We start from the raw sequence: 18,121 nt of genomic DNA on the forward strand, positions 1-18,121 counted from the left end.
CAGCGCCGCCATTCATACTTAACATTTATTTAAAACAGGCGGTGTCATCATGTCAGTTGTAAGATGCGTAATTAGAGCTGACGTCAGCTTTACAACTATTCTCATCTGCCAGGTAAATGCGTTTACGCATTATTCATGTAACGAATTAATGACATGGTGTATTTATTACAATTTGTTTAAAAAAGCATGTAACATTTTGAACAATTTCGCCTCAAAATCAAAATTGATCAAAAAACACCATGAAACGTATTTACTTAATCCTATTCCTTTTATGTTCTGCAGTGGCAGTTAAGGCGCAAGTGGGCCTTGGCGGCGGCGGTGGTTCGAGCATCATCGGCCGAATATCAGGCACGGTGATAGACTCGCTGACCAAAAAGCCGTTAGACTATGCTACCGTGAGCATTTATCGCAGCGGAGGTACCGCGCCCATGAACGGCGTGCTTACCGACGAAAAAGGAAACTTTAAAATAGATAATGTTAAACCCGGCAGTTATAAAATAGGCGTATCATTTATTGGTTACCCTACCAAATTTATTGACCCGGTTGTTACCACCCTTTCAAAACCGGATGCCAATATGGGGCAGATTGTTGTAGCGCCAAGCTCAAAGGCCCTTAAAGAAGTAACCGTTACCGGCCAGGCATCGTTGGTTGAAAACCGCATCGATAAAATTGTTTACAACGCTGAAAAAGATTTAACCTCAGCCGGTGGTAACGCTACCGACGTTTTGCAGAAAGTGCCGCTGGTATCAGTTGATATGAATGGTAATGTTGCCGTGCGCGGCGACCAGAACGTGCGCGTTTTAATTAACGGCAAGCCGTCAGGCGCTACTTCAGCCAGCCTGAGCGACGTGTTGAAAACCATCCCTGCAGACCAGATCAAGAACGTAGAGGTGATCACTTCGCCATCTGCAAAGTATGATGCAGAGGGTTCGGGCGGTATCATTAACATCGTTACTAAAAGCAAAAATGCATCAGGCCTTAGCGGCAGCGTGAGCGGTGGTGTAGGTACCCGTCAAAACAACGGTAACCTCAACTTTAACTACAATAAAAACCGCTTTAACTTTGGTGCCAACATTGGCGGTAACGCCAGCTGGCCGCAAACGTCATATACTGATTTTAACCAGAGCCTTACTGCTGATGGTATCAATCAGCGCAATATCAATAATTCGCATAACGAAATTAAACGTCATGGTATCCGCGGATCATTAACCGCAGGTTATGAGTTTAACGGCTTTAACAGCATCAACAGTACATTAGCTTTAAACGATGGTGGCTTTAATGCTGATGGTGGTGGTAGCTACTTATTTGAGAACTTGCTCGACTCTACTCAAAACCGCAGCTACACCGGCCGTACCATATCGCACAATAAATTCAGGGGTTTCGACTGGAATATTGACTACACGCACAAATTTAAAAAGCAAGGTCACGAGATCGTAGTGTCAGGTCAATGGAGCCATAGCATTATTAAAACAGATTATACAAACTTATTCTCGGCACAATACCAAAGCCAGTTAGCTAATAACAACGGTAAAAATAATGAGTATACCGGCCAGGTGGATTATACCCTTCCAATCAACAAAGTGTTTAAGCTGGAAGCGGGCGGTAAAACCATCCAAAGGCGTATAAATAGCAATTACGATATTTTTGCGGTTGATCCGAATGGAAACAATCCTGTGTTGGACAGGCAAAATTCAAACTTGTATGACTATACGCAAAACGTATATGCCGGTTACGGTGTATTAACCATCACCCTGCCTAAAAGCTATGCGGTTTTGGTAGGCTCACGTTTAGAGAATACACGTATTGAAGGTGACCCTGAAGCGCCTTATGCTGACGGAACAAACGCACAAACGCTGGAGCCGTTCAAGGCAAGCTACAATACCTTTATACCAAGCTTAACCGTGCAAAAGGTATTTGGTGCCAACACGCTGAAGTTATCATACAGCAAGCGTATACAACGCCCAAGCTTGCAGGTTTTAAACCCGTTCATCAACCGTAGCAACCAGCAAAGCCAAAGCGTAGGTAACCCTAATCTGGCGCCCGAGGTTTCGCAAACGGTGGAGTTGAACTATAACGCGTTTGTTAAAACATCGGTATTAAACTTTTCGGTTTACTACAAAAATACCAGCAACCTGATTGAAGGTATCGCCAGCCCGGTTGAAGATAATGGCGTAGTAATTAACCGTACGGTACAAAACAACGTTGCCGAAAACAACTCCTTAGGCGGTAGCTTTTTCGGTTCAATTAACCCGATAAAGCCTTTAACCATCCGTGCCAATATCAACGTGTTTACTTATAACCCAAGTGTTTACTCAGCTTACGTTGACTTTATAAATCCCGACGCGTTAAAAACCAGGCTGATGACCACCGTGTTTGGTAGCGCGACCTTGAACCTGCCTAAAAACTTCATATTCGAGGCGTTCGCGTTCAACAATTCAGCGCGCCGTACCATACAAGGTACCAGTCCTGCGTTCGGCATCTACGCATTCGGTATTAAAAAGCAGTTTATGGATAAAAAAGCCTCTATCGGCTTTAACACTATCCAGCCTTTCGCGGTTGACAAATCATTCAACCAAAGCATATCAAGCCCGGGCTTTACACAAAGCGTACGTACACGTATACCGTTCCAGTCGTTCGGTATAACGTTTAGCTACAGCTTTGGTAAAATGAGCTTCAGCAACCCGCAGCAAAAGAAAAAAGGCGTTAATAATGATGACGTTAAAAGCGGCGACCAAGGTGGTATGGGCGGCGGCATGAACGGCGGCAACTAATCCACTAATATATTAACTGAGAGGCCTGCCTACAAGCAGGCCTTTTTTGTTATGCTAAGGGTAGCTAATAAAAACCGTATACTTGTTAAACCATGAAGAGCCTGCTTAATAATCTTACCTTTCGTGTTATCATCGCCATTATTTTAGGGGTGATGGTGGGTTATTATTTTAAAGGTTTCGCACCAACCGCACAGCTCATCAGCAAGATATTCATTAACCTGATCACGATGCTGATTGCGCCTATTATATTCTTCACCATTGTATTAGGCATAGCCAATATGGGCGATATGAAAAAGGTAGGCAGGGTGGGTGGCAAGGCACTGCTCTACTTTGAAATTGTCACCACGTTTGCCTTACTTATAGGTTTGGTAATAGCCAACGTGCTTAAGCCGGGCCGTGGTATTGATGTAAATAAAAGCGTAGATGCATCAAAGGTAGCCGAATACCAAAAGGCGGCGCACGATATGAATTGGGGCGAGTTTATGCTGCACATTGTTCCGCATAACGTTTTTGATGCCTTTACCCGCGGTGATATTTTGCAGATACTTTTCTTCGCCATCCTATTTGGCTACGGCCTCAGCAAAATGGGCGAAACCGGCAAATCGCTGTTAGTTACGCTGGATAAGTTGAGCAAGGTGTTCTTCAACATTATGAAGATCGTGATGGCATTGGCTCCGCTGGGCGCGTTCGGTAGTATGGCTTATACCGTCGGCACCTATGGTACTAAGGCTTTGCTACCTATGGCTAAGCTGATGGGCTCTGTGTACCTTACCATGTTCCTGTTCATCTTTATCGTACTGAATATTATTTGCCGCTTGTATAAGTTCAGCTTATGGCGATACCTAAAACACATCAGGCAGGAAATACTGGTGGTGCTGGGTACTTCGTCGTCAGAATCGGCCTTGCCAAGCATGATGGAGAAGATGGAAAAATTTGGCTGCTCCCGCTCGGTTGTTGGTCTGGTTATCCCAACCGGTTATTCGTTTAACCTGGACGGCACAACAATATACCTCAGCATGGCTACCATATTTTTGGCGCAGGTATATAACATCCCGTTATCAATAGAGCAGCAGTTAACCATTATAGGTATACTGATGGTGACCTCCAAAGGGGCGGCGGCGGTAACCGGTGGCGGGTTTATCGTGCTTACTTCAACACTTGCCGCTATAAAAGTAATCCCGGTTGAAAGTGTGGCGATATTGCTTGGCGTCGATCGCTTTATGTCCGAAGCAAGAGCTATCACCAATTTGATAGGCAATGGCATCGCCACTGTTGTGATTGCTAAAAGTGAGGGGGAGTTTAATGATATAGCGCATACTGATTCATCTGTTAAGTAATGTAAGTTATATTATAAGATGCTTTATATTTGTGCTTAAATCTTATCGATACATGAAATCCATTATCAAGCGGTTTTATATTGTTGTTTTTCTTATTTGCAGTATAATTATCCTATCCTGTAAAAAAAACAATGAAGAAGAGGGACCAATACCAACCAAAAATACAGGTACAGTTGAAGTGAAATTTGAGGTGCAGGGGCCTGATTATTATAATTTTAAAGGCGAGCAAAGTTTTTACAAAAGCGGGCCCAGTACAGGATACGAGCAGTATGATAAAAGCCAAATAGGTTTTTCCAGAGGTTACTTTCCTGGTGACGATAGAAATAACCAGAGCTCAATGGTTTTTGCCTTTTATGACGGCATTATCAGTGATAAGAAGTTTCCATACGAAGTAAAAAGATATTTTTCAAATATTACTTTAAAGCAACCCCCATATGAGTTTGGTTATTATTCTATGTCCACCGAAAGGACAAATGAAAAAAGGCAGGGTTTGAAAATTGTTATTTTGTCTTTGAAGGATCAGCGAATAAAAGGCACGTTTAAAGGCTCCCTCTATGGAAATCGACAGGATTCAATTATTGTAAATGGTACATTTGATGTTAAGCTGATAAAATTTCAGGACCGTTAATCTTTCTTCTTTTTCTTCTCCTTAGCCTTTTTCTGCTTCTCCAGGTCTTTTTCGCTTAATTTAGAGTTAGCTTTCTTTTCATCCATATCACTAACACCGGCGCATTCCTTTATACCGGCAAACAGCGTTTTCCAAACCAATTTAAAAAAGGCGTAGTTAACCGGGCGAATAAAATTAATGTTTGCCGAGCGCGGCGCTTTACCCGGCTCATCGGGGTTGTTACGCTCAATAACCAGGTGGTTAGCCAATATGGACATCAGGCCTTTTTTCTTGAGCTTGCCGTCGTCTTCGTCTCTTTTTAATATGCCTATCTTCAAATCATTATACAGCAACTTTACCTGGCCTTTCGCGCGGTAACGATTGGCATCTATGCTAAAATCAAGTCGTTTTAAATTGCCCGATGTTACCTTCACCATAGCGATCGGGGCCACGCCACGGTTAATGCCCGACAGTTCCATAGGCCCCAAGCTGCCACGGTAGCTGAATGCCGCATCCTTATCAGTAAGGTTAAGCGTAAACTTTACATCGAGCCGGCCGCGGTTCATGAAGTAGCTGGTAAGGCTTATATTGCATAGGTTGTTTTTCTGCAACGCGCGCTTGTTATTAGTAATATTTAAAAGTTTGCCGCTTGTTTTGCTAAAGGTGAGCGAACCAGTTTGTCCTGATTTTTTGTTATACTCGGTATAAACCAGATTCACTTTTTTCAGCGTAACGGTATCAATCCGCAAACCAAAATCAAGGTTACGCAACGCCACATGCGGAAAGGTTTTAATATTCTCTTTGGCCGGTGTGCTGATCTTGTTCGGCGCCTTATAAATACTGATGGTGCCATCGCTGATTTTGATGCCTTCTGCGGAAAAACTGCGGTATTTATAAAAGGTCATGAAATCAAAACGGTTCAACTGTACTGAATCAAGCGATATTGTAAAACGGTCGCTACGGGTTTTATTAAAGAATAGCAGGTTATTAAAGGGCTTTAATTTGATGCCCTGTATGCAAAGCTGTTTGCTTCGTGTCGATAGCTTAATGCTGTTTATATCATACAGATATAAGGCATCGGGCGTTTTGCCACTGTAATTCTTTATTTCGGTAGTCACGTCCTTACAATAAAAAAATCGGGAGGTATCGCCCTGTGTAACCGAGTCAATCAGCAAATCGGCAGCATGCAGGTTTACCTCATTTATTTCGGTAAGCAAGGGGCGCTTATGCGCATAGTCAATATGCCTGAATTTGAGGTTGTCCAATACAATTTCGCCTACCCGAATACTGTTAAGGCTTTTTGATATGCGTTGCCAGATAGTGCGTTTATCCGTACTGGGTTTGTCTTCGGTATTATTGGCCTCATAGCTCATATCAATCTCAGGCTCGATCAGTATAATCCGGCCAACATCAATTTTTTTGCTGAAATAAAATTTTAAAGCCTTTACACCTGCCAGTGTTATCTGCTTTACTTTAAGGCTATACAGATTATTTGGGGCGGTGCCGGCTCGTTTTTTTGCCTTGTAGGCAGCAGTATCAACCCTAAGCGTCGCGCTGTCGATGGTAATTTTACCTCTTAACAAACTTATTTCAGCTTCTTTAAAATCTGCGATGTATAAGCTGTCGCTACTTTCGCGTATGCTGCTGCGCAATTTATCCTGCAGCATGGGTTTAAGGTAGCTATTTAAAATCAGGGCTCCCGCAATTATTAAAACGGCTACGGTAAGCAACGTGTAAACCGTTACCTTTTGCCATTTATGTTTTAAAAATTTTGCTGCCATTTATAGTTAGGGGTTTGGTAAAGGCTTACAGTCTCAATGTAGGTCTATTTCATCAGCATAACAACAAAAAGCCTATTTTGTTAATTAGCTGACAAACTGTCACCCATAATTTGTATTTTTGCAGCCACAAGAATTTTAGCATGATAGATTTGGTAATTCCGGATAAAACACACGACGAGAGCAGGCAGGGCGAGGCTTTAATTTTGGAACCTACAGGCAAAAACAATGGCCGTAAGTTGTATATTGAAAGCTATGGCTGCGCCATGAATTTTTCGGACAGTGAGATTGTTGCATCCATTTTAGCTGAAAAGGGATTTGAAACCACTAAGGATTATAACAGTGCCGATGTAATATTCATTAACACCTGTTCTATACGCGAAAATGCCGAGCAGCGTGTGCGTAACCGACTAAAGGAATTTACTATTGCCAAGGTTAAAAATCCGGATATGGTGGTGGGTGTGCTGGGTTGCATGGCCGAGCGCCTGAAATCAAAATTCTTAGAGGAAGAAAAACTTGTTGACGTAGTGGTAGGACCTGATGCTTACCGCGACCTGCCCAACCTGATAGATAAAGTTGACGGTGGCCAAAAAGCGGTTAATGTATTATTGTCCCGCGAGGAAACTTATGCCGATATCAGCCCGGTACGTTTAAACAGCAACGGCATCAACGCCTTTGTATCTATCATGCGTGGCTGCGATAACATGTGCTCGTTTTGCGTCGTACCCTTTACTCGTGGCCGCGAGCGCAGTCGCGACGCGCATTCTATTGTTGCCGAGTGTACTGATCTGTTCAATAAAGGTTACCGCGAAGTTACCCTCCTGGGCCAGAATGTGGACTCCTACAAATGGAACGCGACCACGCCTGCCCAATACGGTGCTGAAGGAGATCTGACAGATCAAGTCCTTCCCCTCGCGGATGGTTTGGGAGAGGTTGTAAACTTCGCTAACCTTTTAGAGATGGTTGCACAAATAAGCCCTGAGTTGCGCGTGCGCTTTTCAACTTCGCACCCAAAGGATATTACCGATGAGGTGCTGTATACCATGGCCAAGTACGATAATATTTGTAACTATATACACCTGCCGGTACAATCAGGCAACAGCCGTGTGCTGGAACTAATGAACCGTACTTACGACCGTGAATGGTATATGGACAGGGTAAATGCTATCCGCCGCATTATACCGGGTTGTGGTATATCAACCGATGTAATTACCGGTTTTTGTACCGAAACTGAAGAAGAACATGCCGACACACTGAGCATGATGGACTTTGTGCAGTACGATTTTGCCTATATGTTCATGTACTCTGAAAGGCCGGGTACCCTTGCCGCTAAACGCTATGCGGATGATATACCGGAATCTGTAAAAAGCCGCCGCTTAAAAGAGGTGGTTGCCAAACAGCAGCAATACTCGTATATTAAATTACAGGAGCAGTTGGGTAAAGTGCAGCGTGTACTAATAGAGGGTTTCTCAAAAAAATCAGACCAGGATTACTGCGGTCGTAACGATCAGAATGCCATGGTAGTATTCCCGGTACACCCGGATTACAAACCAGGTCAGTATGCTAACGTATTGGTTGAAAGAACTACTACGGCTACGCTGATAGGGAAAATTATCCCTGCATAGAATCAGGAATTAAGAAGCAAGAATTAAGATATGTTGAGGCATAATTTCAAAAATTTGAAGATTTGGCAACGTTCTATGGATCTTGTTGATTTGGTTTATGATTACACTGATGACCTTCCTTTTACGGAACGTTATAATTTAATTAGTCAAACTAACCGAGCGGCGTGTTCAATACCCTCAAATATTGCAGAGGGTTCCGGTAAGAGAACTAATGTGCATTTCGGTGAATTTCTTACTACGTCGTTAACATCATCTTATGAACTTGAAACTCAATTTTTGATTTGTAAGCGCAGGTTATACGGCAATGTCGACAAACTTGAAAATTGCTTAAGTCAGTTGGCTGAAGTTCAAAAAATGATATTTTCTTTTAGAGAATATATACTTAACAATGATAATCCTGAATAAATGAGTTGATAGTTTCATCTTATCTCATGATTCTTATCTCTCGATTCTTTTAAAATGGATATACAAGAAATTAAACAACGCTTTGGTATCATCGGCAGTTCGCCGTTGCTTAACCGGGCTATAGATATTGCCAACCAGGTTGCCCCTACGGATATATCGGTATTAATAACCGGCGAAAGCGGTAGTGGTAAGGAAGTGTTCTCGCAGATTATTCACCAGATCAGTCCGCGTAAGCACGGGCCTTTTATTGCTGTTAACTGCGGCGCCATACCTGAAGGCACAATTGATTCAGAACTTTTTGGCCACGAAAAAGGAGCCTATACCGGCGCTGTGGGCGAGCGTAAAGGTTATTTTGAAACCGTTAACGGCGGTACCATTTTTTTAGATGAAATTGCCGAGATGCCATTAGGTACCCAGGCGCGTTTACTACGCGTACTGGAATCGGGCCAGTTTATCAAGGTTGGTTCATCAAAGGTTGAAAAAACCAACGTACGCGTTATTGCCGCTACCAACGTTGATGTGTACGATGCCGTTAAGGCAGGCAAGTTCAGGGAAGATTTATACTACCGTTTAAATACGGTACCGTTGCGCATTCCGCCATTGCGCGACAGGAAGGAAGATATTTACCTGCTGTTTCGCAAGTTCACTTCAGATTTTACCGATAAGTACCGCACACCACCCATCCAGTTGGATGATGAGGCGCAGCAGGTATTGATCAACTACTCATGGCCGGGTAACGTGCGTCAACTTAAAAACATGGCCGAGCAATTAGCCGTGCTGGAACGCGACCGTGTTATCACCGCGCAAACGTTGCTTACCTATATTCCGCACGAAACGAGCCGCAGCAATTTGCCCATGCGTTTGGATAATCAGCCTAAAGAGGATTTTTCGGAACGAGATATATTGTATAAAGTGCTTTTTGATATGAAGCGCGATATGGTAGAGTTAAAAAAACTGGTAGCCAATATTATTGAACATGGTGGTGTTCCGGCTAATTATGACGACCACTCGCAGGCCATTAACCAACTTTACAGGGATATTGAGTTGCCGCAAAGCGCCGAGCCACAATTTACTTTGCATCATCCCGTTAATGCGAATATCAGTACGCCGGTAAACAACCACAATAACAACGATTACCATATTACGCACGATGCAGAAGAGGTTGAGGAATCACTTTCACTGATCGAAAAAGAATCAGACCTTATACGCAAGGCCTTAAAAAAACACAAAGGCAAGCGTAAACTGGCAGCTAATGAGTTGGGCATATCTGAGCGTACATTATACCGCAAAATCAAAGAGCTAAATTTATAAGGCTAAATGAGAAGAGTACTTGTTTTTTTTGTAGCGATGACGGGGCTTATGCTCCTTTCACAATCGTGCAGTATATCATTGAATGGGGCCTCAATTCCTGCTGGTTTAAAAACCATCAATGTGGAGTTTTTTGAAAACAACGCGCCGCTGGTAGTAAGTAACCTGAGCCAGGATTTTACCGAGGCGCTCAAAGCGCGTATACGTTCGCAATCGAGCCTCGGTATCGTGCGCGATCCGGCAGCTAATGCTTCCATGTCGGGCGCTATAGTAAACTATACCATTACGCCGGTGTCGGTAGAGGCTACAAACCCCAATACGCCGCCTATTGCCAACGCGTCGCGCCTGAGCATTACCGTTAACGTGAAATACACTAACGAAATAGAGAAAAAATACAACTTTGAACAACAGTTTACCAAATACCAGGATTTTCAGGGCGATATAGCCTCACAGGAGCAAACGCTGATACAGAACATTGTACGCCAGCTGGTAGACGATATTTTCAATAAAGCTTTTGCCAATTGGTAAGCAATTCGTAGTTTCAACCTCGTGGATCAGTATAACAATAACCAGCAACATTCATTTTTAGCGCATTTGCTAAGCAACCCGGCGGATAGCGGGGCGGCTTATGTGAACGAGCTGCAGCAACTGGTAAAAAGCTATCCGCAAAGCGGAGTATTACAGGCGCTGTTATCGCGCGCGCTTGACGAAAAGCAAAATCCTGGCGCGGTACTGTATTTTGATCCGCAGACTTTATATACGTTAATGTATGATAATGCTGCGTTACCAACGGTGCAGGCAAGCGATGTCTACATCCAGCAGGAACGTATCGCGCCTAAAGCCAGGCAAAATAACATCATTGAACAAGAGGTTCACACTGTTGAACAGCCTGAACAAACTCCTGAAAATACGGAAGGTGAAAATTTGCCGGAACCTGTAAGCGATTTGATCAATCCGCAGGATGTTGTTGAACCGTTAGAATCATTAACCCAACCTATTGCCGAGCCGATAGAGGAAGAAGTTTACGATGAGATTGTAAGTATTGAGGATATCGCGATCAGTACAACGACAGACACACTGGCTGAGGATACAAACTTAAATTACGCAGACCCCTACAGTGCGGAAGATACCCGCGATTTAGTGAATAACGTGTCTGAAGGTAACGACGCAGATGCTACGCCTGAAGCCACAAAACCCCGACTTCAATTAAACGACGAAGAGGAGAAACTGATTGTAGGCAACATTGCAGCTACTGACTATTTCATGTTCGATAAGGCTTTCGGGCAGATTGGCGAATCGGTGCAGGAGGCTGAACCTTTGCCCGAGGAAACAAAAGAGGAGCCGGAAGATACTGCAAGCAAAAAGAATGTATCGCGCTATCATGACGAGCAGATGCCATATACCTTTTTATGGTGGCTTGATAAAACAAGGCACGAGTATTCCGGCATTTATCGTCCGTACTCAAAGTATACCCCTGAACAGCAGGCTATCGTAGCCGAAAAAATGGCTGCGGCTGATGCCTTACAGCAGCAATATATCGAAAATATTTTCCACCTTTCATCTGTAGAAAGTTTGGACAAGCATACTGCCGATAACCCTGCCGCAACATTAAAGCATAAAGGCGATGAAATAATTGAACGTTTTATAAAGGAAGAGCCGCAGATAAAACCACCAAGCGTTGAAAAGCTTGATAACGAAAACAAAGCCAAGCGCAGTTCAGAAGATGATAGCGAACTGGTGAGTGAAACGCTGGCCAACATTTATGCCGACCAGATGCTTTACCACAAAGCCATAGGTATTTACCGAAAATTAATGTTGAAATTTCCGGAAAAAAGCCGTTACTTTGCCGACCGTATACAGAGTTTAGAAAAGAAAACAAGTTGATTATAAACAAATGACCATTTTATTATTAGTTATAGCCGTTATAGTGTGCATACTGTTGGGGCTTATTGTGTTGATACAAAACCCTAAAGGTGGTGGCTTAGCTTCAAACTTTTCAGCGTCCTCACAATTGATGGGCGTACAAAAAACAGGCGACTTTTTAGAGAAAGGCACCTGGATACTGGCTATTACATTGATGGTACTTTCGTTAGCTATCAACGTATCTGTTAAAAGTGGTGGTACTACCTCTGGCGACAGTGATCTGAAACGCCAGATAGACAACGCTTCAAAACCATCAGCACCTGCTACTACTGCACCGGTTCTTCCGGGCGCAGGTTCAGGCGCGGCACAAAAACCGGCTGATACTACAAAGAAATAAGCAGGAACATATACTGAAAATATTAAGGCCTCAACATTATTGAGGCCTTTTTTGTGCCTGAATTTTTACCCTGAATATCGTTCTAATACATTGTTGGGCTTGATTGTTTACCGGTTAATCACGCTTCTCTTACAAAATTCTGTTTTTAACATCTTCTTCGCAAACCCGGTAATATTAGGTATAGCTGCGCTCCGTGATGATGGCTCTGCACCGCTGTCATTACGATAGGCCGATGGCACCCATTCCGTACGTAGCGGGCGGCAGTTTTTTTTATCGTTGCTCATATATCAAATTTACGGTATAAAAAGTTCAATCTCTACCCAATCAATCAACTTAATCAGCCATTTAGTAGGCGGTTATCTTCAAACTTTGCTATTTTCGCAGCGCAATCGTTATATAAGGTATATGGATTATCAATTTAAAGATATTGAGCAGAAATGGCAGCAGTTTTGGGCCGAAAACCAAACATTTAAGGTTGAAAACAACAGCGCGAAGCCAAAGTATTATGTAATGGACATGTTTCCCTACCCATCAGGGGCCGGCCTGCACGTTGGGCACCCGCTGGGTTACATTGCTTCAGACATTTTTGCACGTTACAAACGCCTGCGCGGCTTTAACGTATTGCACCCTATGGGTTATGATTCATTTGGCTTGCCGGCCGAGCAATATGCCATACAAACCGGCCAGCACCCATCAATCACCACCGAAAGCAACATTGCTACCTACCGCAGGCAGTTAGACCAAATCGGTTTCTCGTTCGACTGGAGCCGCGAGGTACGCACCAGCTCACCCGATTATTATAAGTGGACGCAGTGGATTTTCATGCAGTTATTCAATTCCTGGTATAACAAAGCTGCCGATAAGGCCGAAAGCATTGATAAGCTGGTTAAACACTTTGAAACATCGGGATCAAAAGGTATTGATGCGGTAAGCGATGAAGATACTTCGACTTTTACTGCCGACGAATGGAAGGCTTTGCCGCTCAAAACACAGCAGGAAGAGTTGCTAAAATACCGCCTTACTTACTTGCGCGAAAGCACTGTTAACTGGTGCGCCGCCCTGGGTACCGTTTTAGCGAACGACGAGGTGAAAGACGGTTTTAGCGAGCGCGGTGGCTACCCTGTTGAGCAAAAGAAAATGATGCAATGGAGCATGCGCATTACCGCCTATGCCGACCGTTTGCTACAGGGTTTGGACACTATTGATTGGCCCGAACCATTAAAAGAAATGCAGCGCAACTGGATAGGCAAAAGCACCGGCGCAAGCGTAAGGTTTGGGATAGATAAAACTACGCTCCAATCACCAATCACTACTGACTATATAGAGGTTTTCACTACACGTGTTGACACCATTTTTGGTGTTACCTTTTTGGTGATTGCCCCTGAGCATGAATTGGTAGCCGCGTTAACCACTCCTGAACAAAAGGCTGATATTGACGCTTACATTACGCAAACCAAAAAGAAAAGCGAGCTTGACCGCATGGCCGATACCAAAACCGTATCGGGAGCTTTTACGGGCAGCTATGTACTTAACCCGCTGAACGGTGAAAAAATTCCGGTTTGGATTGCCGATTACGTGTTGGCAGGATACGGTACCGGCGCGGTAATGGCAGTGCCATCAGGCGACCAGCGTGATTACCTTTTTGCCAAGCACTTCAACTTGCCGATAGTACCCATTATCGATATTCAAAATATTGAAACCGAAGCTGACCCGACCAAGGAAGGTAAATACATCAACTCCGATTTTATAAACGGCTTAAGTTACAAGGAAGCTACGGCTGCCGTGGTTGCCAAGCTGGAAGAAATTGGTGCAGGTAAAGCGAAGGTCAACTTCCGTATGCGGGATGCTATTTTTGGCCGTCAGCGTTATTGGGGCGAACCGGTGCCGGTTTATTTTAAGGACGGCCTGCCGTACCTGATAGATGAAACTGAACTACCTTTATTGTTACCTGAAATTGATAAATACCTGCCAACCGAAACCGGCGAACCACCATTGGGCAGAGCAACGGATTGGAAACACCCTGAAGGTGAGTATGAGTTGAGCACCATGCCGGGCTGGGCAGGTTCAAGCTGGTACTGGTACCGCTACATGGATGCCCATAACGACCAGGAATTTGCCTCAAAAGAAGCCATTGAATACTGGAAGGATGTTGACCTGTACATTGGCGGCAGCGAGCATGCCACCGGCCACTTATTATACAGCCGTTTTTGGAACAAGTTTTTAAAGGATCTTGGCTTTGTGGTGGAGGAAGAGCCTTTCAAAAAGCTGATCAACCAAGGTATGATACAAGGCAGAAGTAACTTTGTATATCGCCTGATTGACGATGAAGGCCGTGGTACAAATACTTTCGTATCGCATGGTTTGCTCGATCAATATAAAACATCGCCACTGCATGTAGATGTGAATATTGTGGAGAACGAAGTTCTGAACCTGGAGAAGTTCAAAAAATTCCGTCCAGAATTTGAGAACGCCGAATTCATCCTTGAGAACGGCAAGTACATCTGCGGCGTTGAAGTTGAAAAAATGTCGAAATCAAAGTTCAACGTGGTGAACCCTGACGACATTATTGAACGCTACGGTGCCGATACGCTGCGTATGTACGAAATGTTCCTTGGCCCGCTGGAGCAAAGCAAGCCATGGAATACCAATGGCATTGAAGGCGTGTTTAAATTCCTGCGCAAGTTTTGGCGTTTGTTCCATGATGAGCAATGGAATTTCCGCGTAACAGATGAAGCGCCAAGCAAGGCAGAATTGAAAGCACTACACAAGATCATCCGAAAGGTTGAAGAAGATATTGAGCGTTTCTCATTCAACACTTCGGTGTCGAGCTTCATGATTGCGGTGAACGAATTGACCGATCTGAAATGTACCAAGCGCGGCATTTTGCAGAATATGGTGATTATACTGGCTCCATACGCGCCGCACATTACTGAAGAGCTTTGGGCATTGCTAGGTAACCCTGCTGGTTCATTATCATACGCCGCTTACCCGGTTTTCAATCCGGAGTACCTGGTTGAAGATGAATTTGCTTACCCGATCTCGATAAATGGTAAAACGAAAATGAACCTGAACATATCGCTTAGTCTTGACCAAAAGGATGTGGAAGCTTTCGTATTAGCTAACGCTGATGTTCAGAAATACATTGATGGCAAAACGCCTAAAAAGCTAATCGTGGTTAAAGGCCGTATTGTGAATATTGTGGTGTGATACTTTGCGTCCCCTCTTTTAACGAAGAGGGGACTTAGCATATTGATCGCTATCATATTAAGAGCAGCAACACGCCAAGAGCATAACGCTTCTACCCTATCTTGTAAACACGTATTGCACCAGGTTAGCGCCCATTCTTAGCGCTTTTAAGCGCGTTTCCTGGCTATCGCCGGGGTAAGTGCCATAATCTTCCCAGCCGTTGCCTAAATCGCTCTCATAGGAGTAAAAGCAAATCAGTCTGCCTCTATAGATAAGGCCGAACGCTTGCGGCCGCTTATTGTCGTGCTCGTGCACTTTAGGCAGGCCGTTTGGCAAATCGTATTTTTGATGGAATACAGGGTGGTTTAATGGCAACTCCACAAAGTCCAGCTCCGGGAAAACCTTCTTCATTTGCGGACGGATAAATTTATCCAGCCCGTAATTATCATCAATATGCAAAAAACCGCCACCGGTTAAATATTTACGCAGATTCTGTGCTTCCTGCGCGGAGAAGATCACGTTGCCGTGACCGGTCAGAAAAACAAAAGGATAATCAAATAGTTGCGCGCTGCCTACTTCTACAATATCCTCTTCAGCCTGAAAATTGGTTTTTAGATTGGTATTACAGAACTTGATAAGGTTTTGCAGGGCTGTACGGTCGCTGTACCAATCGCCGCCACCATTGTATTTCACGCGCCCTATCTTGTAGGTAGGTACATTGAAAGCAGTTAGCAACGCCACAGCACTTATCACGCTTAACCATAGCAATCGTTTTTTCATACCCGATTTAAAAAGTTTACCTCAAAGCAGGCTTCCAAAGCAGCGGTTTCCGTGCGCAGGCGGCTTTCCCCTAAAGTTATGGGTTTGTAACCGGCATTTAAAGCAGCCGTTATCTCGTTATCGGCAAAGTCGCCTTCCGGGCCAATCAGTATAGTAGTTCTGGAGCCTGGTTCGAGCACATTTTTCAACGACACTTTCTCTCCGGGAGCACAATGCGCTATAAAGCCCTGACCGCTTAAATTGCCTGAAATAAATTTACTGAAAGGTACCGGCTCATTCAAAACCGGGTGATATGCTTTGATGGATTGTTTTACCGCCGAAGTAATAATCCGGTTCAGCCTGTCTACCCTGGCTTCCTTACGTTCAGATCGCTGGCAGACGACCATTGATATTTCATCGATGCCAATCTCGGTGGATTTTTCTAAAAACCACTCAAGCCGCTCAATATTTTTTGTGGGCGCTACCGCGATGTGCAAATAGTGATTACGTTGCTGATAGTTTTCGGTTACTGAAACTACATCCAATATAGTACGCTTGGGATGTGCATCCTTTATACGGGCAACGTAAAAGCCACCACGGCCATCAATTAACTGCACCTCATCACCAACGGTAAGGCGCAATACGCGCACGCAATGCTTGCTTTCCTCTTCGTTTAAAAAGTATTGTTGTACCGAAGGCTGAATATCGGGCGTGTAGAACAGATGCATAGTTGCAAATTAATGCAAATCTACGGTATCTTCATCATTTATCAGCAGTTCGAGTTTTACGGCCTCTATGTTCTGGTCGGATTTTTTGAGCACGGTGATGTTGTAACCATTAGCTTCCTTTTGTTCGCCAACGTCAGGTATTTTGCCAAACAGATCACCCAGCCAGCCCGATACAGTGTCATAATCGCCATCTTCCGGCAGGTCATGCGGCAGGTGCTCATTAACGTCGTATATCGAAGCCAGGGCATTCACAATAAATTCCCGCTCGTTCACTTCCTCAACTATCGGTTTTTCTTCATCGTACTCATCCTGTATTTCACCCACGAGCTCTTCTACGATATCCTCAAGAGTCACCATACCGGCAGTACCGCCAAACTCATCAAGCACAATGGCTATCTGTATACGTTTTTGCTGCAATTCGGCCATCAGATCATTGATCTTTTTGGTCTCCGGAACAAAGTAAGGCTTACGGATAATTTCCTTAAGATTGATATCCTCGCCTTTTACCAGTAAGGGCAGTATATCTTTGGTGTGTACTATGCCTACGATCTTGTCAATCACTTCCTCATACACAGGCATACGCGAGTAACCTTCTTCAATCAAGGTTTCGAGCAACTCCTGGCGGTCGGTTTCAATATCAATACCTGATATTTTGGTACGTGGCACCATGATATTTTTTACCACGCGCTCGTTAAACTCAAATACATTCTGGATCAGTTCGTGCTCGTTACTATCCAGCGCGCCGGATTCTTTCCCTTGTTCAAGCAGGTATTGTAATTCCTCTGAGCTGTGATGACTTTCAGAGCCGTGAGCGCTGATTACTCCAAAGGTTTTAAGGATAAAGTTGGCAAAGCCGTTAAGTAACCATATAAATGGCTTAAACACCACAAAAAACACGCGCAATGGCACAGAAACAGCCATTACTGTGCGTATTGATTTTTGTATAGCGATCGACTTCGGTGCAAGCTCACCAAAAACGATGTGCATTACCGTAATAGCCAGGAAGGCTACGATGTGGCTGGCGTTAATTGCCCAGCCTGATGAGATCACCACACCAAACGCCGAAAACAGCTTCAGCATTAAAGTGGTTACCACCTCTTCACCGGCCCAGCCCAGACCAAGTGATGCCAACGTAATACCCAGCTGCGTTGCAGCCAGGTAACCGTCGAGATTATGCATTATGCCACGGGCTACCTTTGCTGTTTGGCTGCCCGATTTGGCTTTTATTTCTATTTGAGAGCCGCGAACCCTCACCATTGCAAATTCGGCTGCAACAAAGAAACCGTTTAGCAATACCAAAAAGAGGGTAAGGAATATCTGAAAACCGCTTATATGTAGTTCGAGTCCGGGGTCCATG

15 protein-coding genes are annotated in these 18,121 nt (G+C 44.1%); 10 read left to right on the plus strand and 5 right to left on the minus strand.

The window, feature by feature from the left end:
* Positions 1 to 239: 239 nt before the first annotated feature.
* The 3 genes from LT679_RS09900 (at position 240) to LT679_RS09910 (ending at position 4,736) form a co-directional block, all read left to right on the plus strand.
* Entirely contained in the window at positions 240 to 2,771 is a 2,532-nt protein-coding gene (locus LT679_RS09900; RefSeq protein WP_232177310.1) for a TonB-dependent receptor domain-containing protein, read from the plus strand.
* 92 nt (positions 2,772 to 2,863) lie between these two features.
* Entirely contained in the window at positions 2,864 to 4,108 is a 1,245-nt protein-coding gene (gene dctA, locus LT679_RS09905) for a C4-dicarboxylate transporter DctA (protein ID WP_232177311.1), read from the plus strand.
* Positions 4,109 to 4,160: 52 nt separating this feature from the next.
* Positions 4,161 to 4,736 carry a hypothetical protein gene (locus LT679_RS09910; RefSeq protein ID WP_232177312.1) on the plus strand — a complete coding sequence of 192 codons (576 nt, stop codon included), beginning with the start codon at positions 4,161 to 4,163 and terminating at the stop codon, positions 4,734 to 4,736.
* Here LT679_RS09910 and LT679_RS09915 read toward each other — a convergent pair.
* Complete coding sequence (locus tag LT679_RS09915; RefSeq protein ID WP_232177313.1) at positions 4,733 to 6,496, minus strand: hypothetical protein; 1,764 nt, start codon at positions 6,494 to 6,496, stop codon at positions 4,733 to 4,735. The two genes, LT679_RS09910 and LT679_RS09915, sit on opposite strands and share 4 nt — an antisense overlap.
* A 140-nt stretch (positions 6,497 to 6,636) precedes the next feature.
* On the opposite strand from LT679_RS09915, the gene miaB reads away from it, so the two are divergent.
* Genes miaB through secG form a run of 6 tightly spaced genes read left to right on the plus strand, consistent with a single transcriptional unit; the run spans position 6,637 to position 12,091 of the window.
* Entirely contained in the window at positions 6,637 to 8,118 is a 1,482-nt protein-coding gene (gene miaB / locus LT679_RS09920; RefSeq protein WP_232177314.1) for a tRNA (N6-isopentenyl adenosine(37)-C2)-methylthiotransferase MiaB, read from the plus strand.
* 54 nt (positions 8,119 to 8,172) lie between these two features.
* Positions 8,173 to 8,523, plus strand: coding sequence for a four helix bundle protein (locus tag LT679_RS09925; RefSeq protein WP_232177315.1), 351 nt, complete (start codon positions 8,173 to 8,175; stop codon positions 8,521 to 8,523).
* Positions 8,524 to 8,577: 54 nt separating this feature from the next.
* Positions 8,578 to 9,834: a sigma-54 interaction domain-containing protein gene (locus tag LT679_RS09930; protein WP_232177317.1), complete on the plus strand. Its 1,257-nt coding sequence runs from the start codon at positions 8,578 to 8,580 to the stop codon at positions 9,832 to 9,834.
* A gap of 6 nt (positions 9,835 to 9,840) precedes the next feature.
* A complete protein-coding gene (locus LT679_RS09935; RefSeq protein ID WP_232177319.1) occupies positions 9,841 to 10,359 on the plus strand; it encodes an LptE family protein in 519 nt (172 codons plus the stop codon).
* 21 nt (positions 10,360 to 10,380) lie between these two features.
* Entirely contained in the window at positions 10,381 to 11,715 is a 1,335-nt protein-coding gene (locus LT679_RS09940) for a hypothetical protein (RefSeq protein ID WP_232177321.1), read from the plus strand.
* 10 nt (positions 11,716 to 11,725) lie between these two features.
* Positions 11,726 to 12,091 carry a preprotein translocase subunit SecG gene (secG, locus tag LT679_RS09945; protein WP_232177322.1) on the plus strand — a complete coding sequence of 122 codons (366 nt, stop codon included), beginning with the start codon at positions 11,726 to 11,728 and terminating at the stop codon, positions 12,089 to 12,091.
* A 107-nt stretch (positions 12,092 to 12,198) separates the two neighbouring features.
* On the opposite strand, the gene LT679_RS09950 is transcribed toward secG, so the two are convergent.
* Positions 12,199 to 12,375, minus strand: a complete 177-nt coding sequence (locus LT679_RS09950) for a hypothetical protein (protein ID WP_232177324.1) — start codon at positions 12,373 to 12,375, stop codon at positions 12,199 to 12,201.
* 121 nt (positions 12,376 to 12,496) lie between these two features.
* Between LT679_RS09950 and leuS the strand changes: the two genes are divergently transcribed.
* On the plus strand, positions 12,497 to 15,298 hold the full coding sequence (gene leuS / locus LT679_RS09955) for a leucine--tRNA ligase (RefSeq protein ID WP_232177326.1): 2,802 nt from the start codon (positions 12,497 to 12,499) through the stop codon (positions 15,296 to 15,298).
* A 96-nt stretch (positions 15,299 to 15,394) separates the two neighbouring features.
* Here leuS and LT679_RS09960 read toward each other — a convergent pair whose 3' ends face one another.
* Genes LT679_RS09960 through LT679_RS09970 form a run of 3 tightly spaced genes read right to left on the minus strand, consistent with a single transcriptional unit; the run spans position 15,395 to position 18,120 of the window.
* Entirely contained in the window at positions 15,395 to 16,057 is a 663-nt protein-coding gene (locus LT679_RS09960) for a DUF4159 domain-containing protein (RefSeq protein WP_232177328.1), read from the minus strand.
* Positions 16,054 to 16,764 (minus strand): 16S rRNA (uracil(1498)-N(3))-methyltransferase, encoded by a 711-nt coding sequence (locus LT679_RS09965; RefSeq protein ID WP_232177329.1) that lies wholly within the window; start codon positions 16,762 to 16,764, stop codon positions 16,054 to 16,056. Before LT679_RS09965 ends, LT679_RS09960 begins: the two co-directional genes overlap by 4 nt.
* A 9-nt stretch (positions 16,765 to 16,773) precedes the next feature.
* Positions 16,774 to 18,120 (minus strand): hemolysin family protein, encoded by a 1,347-nt coding sequence (locus tag LT679_RS09970; protein ID WP_232177331.1) that lies wholly within the window; start codon positions 18,118 to 18,120, stop codon positions 16,774 to 16,776.
* Between the last annotated feature and the right edge of the window lies 1 nt (position 18,121).

The sequence above is a fragment of the Mucilaginibacter roseus genome, from assembly GCF_021215455.1.
Classification (GTDB): Bacteria; Bacteroidota; Bacteroidia; order Sphingobacteriales; family Sphingobacteriaceae; genus Mucilaginibacter; species Mucilaginibacter roseus.